The 11,254-nt window shown below is 65.9% G+C and carries 10 protein-coding genes; 7 read left to right on the top strand and 3 right to left on the bottom strand.

Annotated features, from left to right (window positions below; all coding sequences use genetic code 11):
- Positions 1–80 precede the first annotated feature (80 nt).
- The 7 genes from pstS (K6T84_RS03255) (at position 81) to K6T84_RS03285 (ending at position 8,073) form a co-directional block, all read left to right on the top strand.
- A complete protein-coding gene (pstS, locus tag K6T84_RS03255; RefSeq protein ID WP_225400728.1) occupies positions 81–1,196 on the top strand; it encodes a phosphate ABC transporter substrate-binding protein PstS in 1,116 nt (371 codons plus the stop codon).
- Between the two features lie 52 nt (positions 1,197–1,248).
- Positions 1,249–2,208 carry a phosphate ABC transporter permease subunit PstC gene (pstC, locus tag K6T84_RS03260; RefSeq protein ID WP_225400727.1) on the top strand — a complete coding sequence of 320 codons (960 nt, stop codon included), beginning with the start codon at positions 1,249–1,251 and terminating at the stop codon, positions 2,206–2,208.
- Positions 2,208–3,122: a phosphate ABC transporter permease PstA gene (pstA, locus tag K6T84_RS03265; RefSeq protein WP_225400726.1), complete on the top strand. Its 915-nt coding sequence runs from the start codon at positions 2,208–2,210 to the stop codon at positions 3,120–3,122. Before pstC (K6T84_RS03260) ends, pstA (K6T84_RS03265) begins: the two co-directional genes overlap by 1 nt.
- Before the next feature lie 23 nt (positions 3,123–3,145).
- Entirely contained in the window at positions 3,146–3,922 is a 777-nt protein-coding gene (pstB, locus tag K6T84_RS03270; protein WP_225400725.1) for a phosphate ABC transporter ATP-binding protein PstB, read from the top strand.
- Between the two features lie 75 nt (positions 3,923–3,997).
- Positions 3,998–4,774: a phosphate ABC transporter ATP-binding protein PstB gene (gene pstB, locus K6T84_RS03275; RefSeq protein WP_225400724.1), complete on the top strand. Its 777-nt coding sequence runs from the start codon at positions 3,998–4,000 to the stop codon at positions 4,772–4,774.
- 55 nt (positions 4,775–4,829) lie between these two features.
- Entirely contained in the window at positions 4,830–5,933 is a 1,104-nt protein-coding gene (pstS, locus tag K6T84_RS03280) for a phosphate ABC transporter substrate-binding protein PstS (RefSeq protein WP_224862782.1), read from the top strand.
- Between the two features lie 109 nt (positions 5,934–6,042).
- Complete coding sequence (locus tag K6T84_RS03285) at positions 6,043–8,073, top strand: serine/threonine-protein kinase PknD (protein ID WP_225400723.1); 2,031 nt, start codon at positions 6,043–6,045, stop codon at positions 8,071–8,073.
- A 36-nt stretch (positions 8,074–8,109) separates the two neighbouring features.
- On the opposite strand, the gene pstA (K6T84_RS03290) is transcribed toward K6T84_RS03285, so the two are convergent.
- Genes pstA (K6T84_RS03290) through pstS (K6T84_RS03300) form a run of 3 tightly spaced genes read right to left on the bottom strand, consistent with a single transcriptional unit; the run spans position 8,110 to position 11,095 of the window.
- A complete protein-coding gene (gene pstA, locus K6T84_RS03290; protein ID WP_224862778.1) occupies positions 8,110–9,024 on the bottom strand; it encodes a phosphate ABC transporter permease PstA in 915 nt (304 codons plus the stop codon).
- On the bottom strand, positions 9,021–9,953 hold the full coding sequence (gene pstC, locus K6T84_RS03295) for a phosphate ABC transporter permease subunit PstC (RefSeq protein ID WP_224862776.1): 933 nt from the start codon (positions 9,951–9,953) through the stop codon (positions 9,021–9,023). Before pstC (K6T84_RS03295) ends, pstA (K6T84_RS03290) begins: the two co-directional genes overlap by 4 nt.
- Positions 9,954–9,979: 26 nt before the next feature.
- Positions 9,980–11,095, bottom strand: a complete 1,116-nt coding sequence (pstS, locus tag K6T84_RS03300; RefSeq protein ID WP_225400722.1) for a phosphate ABC transporter substrate-binding protein PstS — start codon at positions 11,093–11,095, stop codon at positions 9,980–9,982.
- Between the last annotated feature and the right edge of the window lie 159 nt (positions 11,096–11,254).

Raw genomic sequence — 11,254 nt, forward strand, 5'->3', positions numbered from 1 at the left:
GTGGAATCCATCCATGAGTGCCGTTTAGGTTCCGGGGGAATCGAACCAGGTGCGAACATGCTGCGAGGAAGTGAGGAACGATGAAATCCACGACGGCGGGTCTTGCGCTGTTTGCCGCCACGGTCACCGCGCTGGGGCTGGCGGCCTGCGGCAGTGACGACAACACCGGTAGCAGCGCAGCGGGCGCCGCCGGGGCCGCATCGAGTTCGGCGGAGTGCGCCGGCAAGAACACGCTGACCGCCGAGGGGTCGACCGCCCAGCAGAACGCGATCGCGGTGTTCAACCAGGCCTGGGTCAAGCAGTGCGCGGGTAAGAACCTGTCCTACAACCCGACCGGATCGGGCGCGGGACGCGAACAGTTCATCGCCGGCCACGTCGACTTCGCCGGCTCGGACTCGCCGCTGAGCGACGCCCAGGTCGCCACGGCGGCCGAGCGCTGCGGCGGCAACCCGGCGTGGCACCTGCCGTTGGTGTTCGGCCCGGTCAGCATGGCGTATCACCTCAACGGCGTGGAGCACCTGGTGCTGAACGGCGACGTGCTGGCCCGGATCTTCAGCGGCGCCGTCACGAGCTGGGACGACCCGGCGCTGGTGGCCCTGAACCCGGGCGTGGAACTGCCGGCGCTGGCGATCACGCCGATCTACCGGTCGGACTCCTCGGGCACCACCGACAACTTCCAGAAGTACCTCAGCGCCGCCGCGCCCCAGGCCTGGACCAAGGGCGCCGGCAGTGAGTTCCAGGGCGGTGTCGGCGAGGGCGCGCAGAAGTCGGCGGGCGTGGCGCAGGCGGTGCAGAGCACCCCGGGCGCGATCGGCTACGTCGAGAAGGGCTTCGCCGACAAGGCGGAGCTGCCCTCGGCGATGCTCGACTCGGGCGCCGGCGTGGTCGCCGCGACCGACGAGTCGGCTGGTGTCGCGATCCAGGCGGCCGGGTTCGTCGCCGAGGACAGCAACGACATGCGTCTGGACCTGCGCTCGCTGTACGGGACCAAGCAGGCCGCGGCCTACCCGCTAGTCTTGGTGACGTATGAGATCGTCTGCTCCAAGGGCTATGAACCCGACACGTCGGCGGCCGTGAAGTCCTTCCTCAAGACGGCGTCGACCACCGGTCAGGACGGGTTGGCGGCCGCGGGATACGTGCGGTTGCCCGATCAGCTGAAGCGGCGATTGAGTGCTGCGATCGACGCGATTCAATAGGGGGGTGGCCAGCGTCTCCGAGTCGGCCCCTCCCAACGTGACGGAGTCATCGGTGGCAGACCAGCCGCCGGTGACTCCGTCGACGACCGGAAGTCGCCTGCCTGACCGGGTGTTTCGTCTGGTGGCCGAGGGCTCCGGCGTCCTGATCATCGTCTTGATCACCGCCGTCGGCGGTTTTCTGCTACTGCGTGCCGTTCCCGCGCTGCAGCGCAACAAGGAGAACTTCTTCACCTACGCCGGCAGCTGGATCACCACCGACACCTCGGCCATGCACTTCGGCATCGCCGAGTTGTTGCGGGTGACGGTTTTCGTCTCGGTGTTCGCCCTGCTGCTGGCCATGCCGGTGGCGTTGGGCGTGGCCATCTTCCTCGCCGAATACGCTCCGCGAAAGTTCGTCGGGCCGCTGGCGTACCTGGTGGAGCTGCTGGCCGCCGTGCCGTCGATCATCTACGGCGCGTGGGGGCTCTACGTGCTGGCGCCGCAGCTGCGCGGCACCGCGGAATGGCTCAACACCCACCTCGGCGGATTCTTCCTGTTCGCCACCGGCAACGCGTCGGTGGCCGGCGGTGGAACCATCTTCACCGGCGGGATCGTGCTGGCGGTGATGATCCTGCCGATCATCACCGCGGTCACCCGCGAGGTGCTGGCGCAGACGCCCCGGGGTCAGGTCGAGGCCGCCTTGGCGCTGGGTGCGACCCGCTGGGAGGTGGTCAAGATGGTGATGCTGCCGTTCGGGCGTTCGGGTTACATCAGTGCCGCGATGCTCGGGCTGGGGCGTGCACTCGGTGAGACGGTCGCGTTGCTGATCAGTCTGCGGGCCACCCAGAAGGCGTTCGGCTGGTCGCTGTTCGACGGAGGCTCGACCTTCGCCACCAAGATCGCCGCCACCGCATCGGAGTTCAACGATCAGTACAAGGCGGGCGCCTACATCGCCGCCGGGCTGGTGCTGTTCGTGCTCACCCTGATCGTCAACGCGCTGGCGCGCGCCGCCATCACGACGAAGGCGCACTGATGACCGCCCTGCTGGACCGGCCGCTCAAGGAGCGCACGTTCGCCGCGGTGGGCCTGCGCCGCCGGGTGGCCGACAACATCGCCACCGTGCTGGTCACCCTCGCGATGGGCGCAGCGCTGGTGCCGCTGGTGTGGGTGATGTACTCGGTGATCGATTTCGGTTGGGCGACAGTGGCTTCCAGCCGATGGTGGACGCACTCTCAAGCCGGTATGACGGCTTTCGCGTCCGGCGGTGGCGCCTACCACGCGATCGTCGGGACCCTGCTGCAGGGCGCGGTGTGTGCGGCGTTGTCGATTCCACTCGGGGTTTTCGTCGCGATCTACCTGGTCGAATACGGTGCCGGCACCCGGCTGGGCAAGGTGGCGACGTTCATGGTCGACATCCTGACCGGCGTTCCCTCGATCGTGGCGGCACTGTTCATCTATGCGCTGTGGGTGGCCACCTTGGGCTTCGAGCGATCCGGGTTCGCGGTGTCGTTGTCGCTGGTGCTGCTGATGGTGCCGGTGATCGTGCGGGCCACCGAGGAGATGCTGCGGATCATCCCGATGGATCTGCGGGAGGCCAGTTACGCACTGGGCGCACCGAAATGGAAGACCATCGTGACCATCGTGATCCCGACCGCGCTGTCGGGGATCATCACCGGGATTCTGCTGGCGCTGGCCCGGGTGATGGGGGAGACGGCGCCACTGCTGATCCTGGTCGGCTATTCGCAGGCCATGAACTTCGACATGTTGCACGGCTTCATGGGATCGCTGCCGGGAATGATGTATGACCAGACGTCGGCGGGCGCGGGAACCAGTGCGGTTCCCACCGACCGGTTGTGGGGCGCCGCGCTGACGCTCATCGTGCTGATCGCGATCCTCAACATCGCCGCCAGGTTCGGAGCGCGAATGTTCGCGCCCAAGAAGTTCTAGTTGAGTCCAAGGAGAGCTGCACGGTGGCTAAAAGGTTGGATCTGACCGACCTCAACATCTTTTACGGCGCGTTCCACGCGGTCGCCGATGTGACGTTGTCGGTCGCGCCGCGCAGTGTTACCGCATTCATCGGGCCGTCGGGCTGCGGTAAGTCGACCGTGTTGCGCACCCTCAACCGGATGCATGAGATCACCCCCGGGGCCCGCATCGAGGGGTCGGTGTTGCTCGACGGCCAGAACATCTATCACCCCGGGATCGACCCGGTGGGCGTCCGTAAAGCCGTCGGGATGGTGTTTCAGCGCCCGAATCCCTTCCCCACCATGTCGATTCGCGACAATGTGGTGGCCGGTCTGAAGCTGCAGGGGATCCGCAACAAACGGGCTCTGGACGAGACGGCCGAGTTCTCGTTGCGCGGCGCCAACTTGTGGAACGAGGTCAAGGATCGTCTCGACAAGCCCGGCGGCGGGCTCTCGGGCGGCCAGCAGCAGCGACTGTGTATTGCCCGGGCTATCGCGGTGCAGCCGGATGTGCTGTTGATGGATGAGCCCTGCTCGGCGTTGGATCCCATCTCGACGATGGCCATCGAAGAGCTGATCTCCCAGCTCAAGCAGGAGTACACCATCGTGATCGTCACCCACAACATGCAGCAGGCGGCGCGGGTGAGTGACCAGACCGCGTTCTTCAACCTCGCCGACGTCGGTAAGCCGGGTCGGCTGATCGAGATTGACGGCACCGAGAAGATCTTTTCCAACCCCACCCGCAAGGAAACCGAGGACTACATCTCCGGCCGCTTCGGCTAGACGGCGCCTCACGGCGCATCGTGGCTAGGCTGGCGCGCAGATCGTTGCGTTAGTCGAGTGAGGAGATGGCTGCCGGTGGCCAAAAGGTTGGACCTGAGCGACGTCAATATCTACTACGGGGCGTTTCACGCGGTCGCCGATGTGACGTTGTCGGTACCGCCGCGCAGCGTGACCGCGTTCATCGGGCCGTCGGGATGTGGCAAGTCGACGGTGTTGCGCACCCTCAACCGGATGCACGAGGTCATCCCGGGGGCACGGGTTGAGGGTTCGGTGCTGCTCGACGGCGAGTGCATCTACCAACCCGGCATCGACCCGGTGGGGGTGCGCAAGGCGATCGGGATGGTGTTCCAGCGCCCAAACCCGTTTCCCACCATGTCGATTCGCGACAACGTGGTCGCTGGTCTGACTCTGCAAGGGGTGCGCAACCGCAAGCTGCTCGACGAGACCGCCGAGCAGTCACTGCGCGGGGCGAACCTGTGGAACGAGGTCAAGGACCGTCTCGACAAGCCCGGTGGTGGGCTCTCCGGCGGCCAGCAGCAGCGACTGTGCATCGCCCGGGCCATCGCGGTGCAGCCGGATGTGCTGTTGATGGACGAGCCCTGCTCGGCGTTGGATCCCATCTCGACGATGGCCATCGAAGAGCTGATCTCCCAGCTCAAGCAGGAGTACACCATCGTGATCGTCACCCACAACATGCAGCAGGCGGCGCGGGTGAGTGACCAGACCGCGTTCTTCAACCTGGAGGCGGTCGGTAAACCCGGCCGGTTGGTCGAGATCGATGACACCGAGAAAATCTTCTCTAATCCGAGACTTAAGGAAACCGAGGACTACATCTCGGGCCGCTTTGGCTGACCTATTACCACGTCCGGCTAGCTTGGGGTTGTCACGCTGACCGCCGAGGAGTGCCGTGAAGACCAAGCGATTCGGTATCGTCTCGAGTCTGCTGGCGGTCGTGCTGCTCACGGTCGTGGGATGCGGTGTCGGGCAATCGTCTTCGTCAGGTTCGGGCTCCTCGGAAGTGCAGTGCGGCGGCAAGCAGAAGCTGACCGCGAGTGGCTCGACGGCTCAGGCGCATGCGATCGAACAGTTCGTCTACGCCTACATCCGGGCCTGCCCGGACTACACCCTGGACTATCGGGCCAATGGATCTGGCAACGGCATCGCTGAATTCGCCGGTGGGCAAACCGATTTGGCCGGGTCAGACTCTCCGCTTGATCCGTCGAACGGTGAGCCGCAGCGGGTGGCGGCGCGATGCGGCTCGACGCCCTGGCATCTGCCGACGGTCTTCGGTCCGATCGCCGTGACCTACAACATCGGCGGCGTCAACGAACTCGATCTGGACGGGCCCACGTTGGCCAAGATCTTCAACGGCACCATCACCAAGTGGGATGACCCCGCGCTGAAAGCTCTCAACAAAGATGCGGCGTTGCCCGCCGAGCCCATTCACGTGGTATTCCGCAGCGATGACTCCGGAACCACCGACAATTTTCAGAAGTACCTCGACGTCGCCTCCGACGGCGGCTGGGGCCGCGGTGTGGGCAAGGCTTTCAACGGTGGCACCGGTGTCGGAGCGGCGGGCAACGACGGCACCTCGGCGATGTTGCGCACCACCGAGGGGTCGATCACCTACAACGAGTGGTCCTATGCGGTGGGGCGCGAGCTCAACATGGCCCAGATAGTCACCTCTGCCGGCCCGCAGCCGGTGACCATCTCTGTCGACTCGGTGGACAAGACCATCGCCGGAGCCAAGTTCAGCGGCGCCGGGAACGATCTGGTGGTGGACACCTCCTCGTTCTACAAGCCGACCGTGGCAGGTGCCTACCCGATCGTGCTGGTGACCTACGAGATCGTCTGCTCGCAATACCCTGACTCGGCGACGGCCCAAGCGGTCAAGGCGTTTATGCAAGCGGCGATCGGCGACGGACAGCAGGATCTGGACCAGTACGGCTATATTCCGCTGCCGCCGGAATTCACTTCGAAATTGAAGACGGCCGTCGACGCAGTTTCCTGATCGCCGAGATCTGCGACGATCACTTTTCGCTGGTAACCTTTGGTTAATCTTCTGTTCACCGCAACAGTTGATTGCTTGATGCCGATCGTGACCGGGTGAATGGAGCATCGTGAACGATAGCGGATCTGCTTCGCGGGTGGGTTCCCAATTCGGTCCTTACCGGTTGCTTCGGCTGCTGGGGCGGGGCGGCATGGGTGAGGTCTATGAGGCCGAGGACACCCGCAAGCACCGATCGGTCGCACTGAAACTGATCACTCCCGTGCTGTCGGGCAATCCGGCATTCCGGATCCGGATGCAGCGCGAGGCCGACGCGGCGGGCAGGCTCACCGAGCCGCACGTGGTACCCATCCACGACTACGGCGAGATCGACGGTCAGATGTTCGTCGAGATGCGGCTGATCGACGGAGATGACCTGGGCATGGAGTTGCAGCGCTTCGGCCCGTTGGCCCCGGCTCGAGCGGTGGCGGTGGTCGAACAGGTGGCCGCCGCCCTGGACGCGGCGCACGCCGGAGGAATCACCCATCGCGACATCAAGCCGGCGAACATCCTGCTCACCCGGGGTGACTTCGCCTACCTTGTCGACTTCGGCATTGCCCGCGCCGCGGCAGATCCCGGCCTGACCCAGACCGGGATGGCGCTGGGCACCTACAACTACATGGCCCCGGAGCGGTTCCGTGGGGGCGAGGTCGACTACCGCGCCGACATCTATTCGCTGGCCTGTGTGCTGAGCGAGTGTCTGAGCGGCCAGCCGCCGTACCGGGCCGAGACCATTGAACGACTGGTCGCCTCACATCTGATGGAACCCGCCCCGCGGCCCAGTCAGCTACGGCCGGGCCACGTACCGCACGCACTGGACCAGGTGATCGCCAGAGGGATGGCGAAGAACCCGCGGGATCGATACAGCAGTGCCGGTGAGCTGGCACGCGCCGCACACGATGCGCTGACCACCGCAGAGCAGCATCAGGCCGCGATGATCGTGGAGCAGGGTGGGGTGGCCACCCGAATGGCCAGCGCCGTCGGTGCCGCCACTAACGGTGGCGGGAGCTCGCCCGCCAACGGATACCGGCAGGAGCTGGTCGGCTACGAACAGCGCGCGTACGAACCGAACGCCTACGACCAGCCGCACGGGCAGACCCAGGTGCGGCCCGCCATCACCGGTTGGCGGGACCACCCGCCGCAGCAGTCCTCGCCTGCCGTGCCGGAATTCGCCGCCGAGACAAAGAACCGCGGCGATCGCCGCTGGCTGGTGCCGGCCGCGGCAGCCGCTGCGCTGCTGGTCGTGGTCGGGGCGGGCGGCTACGTGATCACCCACCGCTCGGATACGTCTCCCGGGGCGTCGGCGTCAGCGCCGGCGTCGGTCAACGGGCAGAGCGTGCTGCCCCTGGACGGCCTGAGCTTCCGGCTCTCGCCGGGCGGGTTGGCGCTGGACGGCAGCGGAAACATCTACGTCACCAACCAGAGCATGTACGGCCGGGTGGTGAAGCTGGAACCTGGATCGCACACCCCGGTGATGCTGCCGTTCACCGGGCTCTACGAGCCGCAAGGGGTAGCCGTCGATCGAACCGGCGCGGTGTACGTCACCGATTTCAACAATCGGGTGGTGAAGCTCGACCCGGATTCCCACGCCCAGTCCGAGCTGCCGTTCACCGGGCTGAACTATCCGGAAGGCCTGGTGGTGGACAACGCCGGCAGCGTCTACGTCGCCGATCGGGGCAACAACCGGGTGGTCAAGTTGCCGGCCGGGGCTGACAGCCAGGTGGTGCTGCCGTTCGCCGGTCTGCACAACCCCGACGACGTGGCCGTCGACTCCGCCGGCAACGTCTACGTCACCGACACCGACAATGATCGGGTGGTGCGGCTGGCCGCCGGATCCAACACCCAGAGCGTGCTCCCGTTCACCGGTCTCGATGCCCCGTGGGGCGTCACCGTCGACGGGGCCGGCAACGTCTACGTCACCAACCACGACAGCCACACCGTGCTGAAGCTGGCCGCTGGGGCCAATACTCAGACGAAGATGCCGTTCACCGGCCTGAACACCCCGCTGCAGGTAGTGGTCGGTTCGGGCGACACCCTTTATGTCGCCGACCGCGGCAACAACCGGGTGGTGAAACTGGTCGGCGGCGCCGAACCGCGGGGCTGAACCGCGGACTTTTCGCGGCGGTTCCAGCTTCGCCGGTCAGCGATCGTGGACCGAGGTCAGCCGAGTCGCCACGGCCGCCACGATCGCGCTGATCGCGACCAGGATGATCAGCGTCAGCGCCGCACCCCACACCCGGGCAGCCCCGGCCGCCTGCGGGTTCCCCAGCTCGGAGTAGATCAGCAGCGGTAGCGAGGCCATGTTCTCGTGAAAGATGTCGTAGTTGATCGAACGGCTGTAGCCCACCAGCACCAATACCGGCGCGGTCTCACCCATGATCCGGGCGATCGACAAGAAGATTCCCGACAGAATGCCCGAGAGTGCGGTGGGAATGACGACACGCAGGATCGTTTTCCATCGCGGCACACCCAGCGCGTAGCTGGCCTCCCGCAGTTCGTCGGGGACCAGGCGCAGCATCTCCTCGGTGGAGCGCACCACGATCGGCAACATCAGCAGGGCCAGCGCCAGTGACACCGCGAACGCGCTCTGCTCGAATCGCAGGGTGGCGATCCAGAGGCTGAAGACGAACAGCGACGCCACGATCGACGGCACCCCGGCAAGCACGTCGACCATGAAGGTGGTCACTCGCGCCCATCGGCCGCCGCCGTACTCGATCAGGTAGATGGCCGTCATCAGCCCCAGCGGCACCGCCAGCGCGGCGGCGATCCCAGCCTGCACCAGGGTGCCGTACAGCGCGTGGTACACCCCGCCGGCAAACTCTTCGGGCAGGACGCCTCGTAGCGAGTGCGTCCACCAGTCGAGATTGATGATCGCGTGCCAACCTCGGGCCACCACGACCCAGAGCAGCCAGACCAACGGGACCGCCGCGACGGCGAACGAGGCGGTGAACGCCGCCGTGGCCAGCTTGTCGGTCAACCGGCGCCGCATGCTGAGGTGATGGCGGCGACGTGGCACCGACGGTTTGACCGGTGCGTCGAGCAGTTGGGTGCTCATCCGTTGACCTTGCCGCCGGCTACCGCGCGAGCAGCGGCATTGACGAAGAATGTGAGCGCGAACAATGCGAACCCCGCGGCGATGTAGGCGCCGGTAGGCAGCGGGGCGCTGAACTCCGCCGCCGCCGACGCGATTTTGGATGCGAACGTGTACCCGCCGTCGAACAGCGACCAGTTCCCAGGCTTTGCCGCAGCCCGCAGGATGATCAGCATCGCGACCGTCTCACCCAGGGCGCGCCCCAGGCCCAGCATCGCCGCGGCGATCACGCCGCTGCGGCCGTAGGGCAGCACCGCCATGCGGACCACCTCCCAGCGAGTGGCTCCCAGGGCGTGGGCGGCTTCGATGTGAGCGACCGGGGTCTGCCGAAATACCTCCCGCGAGACCGAGGTGATGATCGGCAGGATCATCACGGCCAGCACGATTCCCGCGGTGAAGATCGTGCCGCCGCCGGCCAGCGACACGTTGCCCTTGTCGAACAGGAACAGCCAGCCGAAGTGACGGTGGAGGAATCGCATCAGCGGCACCAGCATCGGCGCCAGCACGAAGATCCCCCACAGGCCGAAGATGATGGACGGCACCGCCGCCAGCAGGTCGACCACCACGGCAAACGGCCGGGTCAGCCGGCGGGGCGCGTACTGGGTGAGGAAGATTGCGATACCGATCGATATCGGCACCGCCAGTGTCAACGCGAACACCGAGCTCAACACCGTGACCATCAGCAGGTCCCGGATGCCGAACGACAGGTGGTCGGGATCGTTCGTGAGGAACTCCGGGCTGGTGAAGAAGTTCGCCTCGTTGGCGAGCAACGACGGGAATGCACGCACCAGCAGGAAGATCGCGATCAGCGCGATCACCACCACCACTGTCGATCCGGCCGAGACCGCTGCCGCCCGGAACAGTCGCTCGCCTCTCGGCGAGCGACTGCTCATCAGCGACGTCGGCGGATTCCCGGGTGTCACGAGATGGCGTCGACCGCGGACGCCAGGCGAGCCTTGAAAGCCTCGGGGATCGGCACGTAGCCGTTGTCGGCCAGACCGCTCTGGCCGGGGCCGATGGTCGACTTCAGGAACAGGCGCACCGCCGTGCCGACATCGGCGTCCGGGTATTTCGAGCACACCACCTCGTAGGTGGCCAGCACGATCGGGTACGAGCCGGTCTGAGTCGGCTGGTAGAACGACGCCGTGTCGAGCACCAGGTCGTTGCCTTGGCCCTTGATGGTGGCACCGGCGATGGTCTTGCCGACCGACTCGGTGCTGATCGCGACCGGGTCGGGGCCGGCCGAAGTGACGATCTGGGCGGTGGCCAGATTCTTGGCCTGGGCGAATGACCATTCGTTGTAGGTGATCGCCCCCTCGGTGGCCGCGATGGCGCCGGCGGTTCCGTCGTTGCCCTTGGCGCCTTCGCCGACGCCGCCGGTGAAGGACTTACCGGCGCCCTTGCCCCAGGCCCCACCGGAGGCGGCGTCCAGGTACTGCTGGAAGTTGTCGGTGGTCCCGGACTCGTCGCTGCGGAACACCACGTGGATCGGCTGGGCGGGCAGCGTGGCGGTCGGGTTGAGTGCCTTGATCGCCGCGTCATCCCAGCTGGTGATGGTGCCGTTGAAGATCTTCGCGGCGGTCGGGCCGTCGAGGATCAGGTTGTCGACGCCCGCGATGTTGTAGGTGATCGCGATCGGGCCGAACACCACCGGCAGGTTCCATGCCGGGGAGCCGCAGCGCTGCTGCGCCTCGGCGTAGTCGTCGGCGCCCAGCGGGACGTCGGAGCCGGCGAAGTCGGTCTGGCCGCCGACGAACTCTCGGATACCGGCACCCGACCCGTTGGCGGTGTAGTTGACGTTGTGGTCCGAACATTCGTCGATGAATGCCTTGACGAACCGGGACATCGCGTTCTGCTGCGCGGTCGATCCGCTGGCCTTCAGAGTCTCCGCGCCGCCGCAGTTTCCGCCGGTGGCGACCGAGCCCGAGGTTGTCTTCTCAGCGGTGTCGGTGTTCTTGTCGCTACCGCACCCGGATAACACCAATGCGCCGGTCGCCATAATGCCCAGCGCAGTACCAATCCCGTTCAGTTTCACATTGACCTTTCGCAGACAAATCAGGGGCGATGACCGCTTATGCGACATCACCGAATAAACCCGGGCGCCTATCCGAAATAATGACGTGCGTGCCGAGTCGGTTTCCCTCTATTTAATGCGGTGAACAAAGGTTACGCTACGGTGAACAGCCATGATCCG

The organism is Mycobacterium zoologicum (assembly GCF_020181635.2).
GTDB classification, from domain to species: domain Bacteria; phylum Actinomycetota; class Actinomycetes; order Mycobacteriales; family Mycobacteriaceae; genus Mycobacterium; species Mycobacterium zoologicum.

What these genes read in the sequence shown, in the direction of transcription:
- pstS (WP_225400728.1), top strand. Translation starts at nt 81, where the DNA reads ATGAAATCCACGACGGCGGGTCTTGCGCTGTTTGCCGCCACGGTCACC.
- pstA (WP_225400726.1), top strand. Translation starts at nt 2,208, where the DNA reads ATGACCGCCCTGCTGGACCGGCCGCTCAAGGAGCGCACGTTCGCCGCG.
- pstA (WP_224862778.1), bottom strand. Translation starts at nt 9,024, where the DNA reads ATGAGCACCCAACTGCTCGACGCACCGGTCAAACCGTCGGTGCCACGT.
- pstC (WP_224862776.1), bottom strand. Translation starts at nt 9,953, where the DNA reads ATGAGCAGTCGCTCGCCGAGAGGCGAGCGACTGTTCCGGGCGGCAGCG.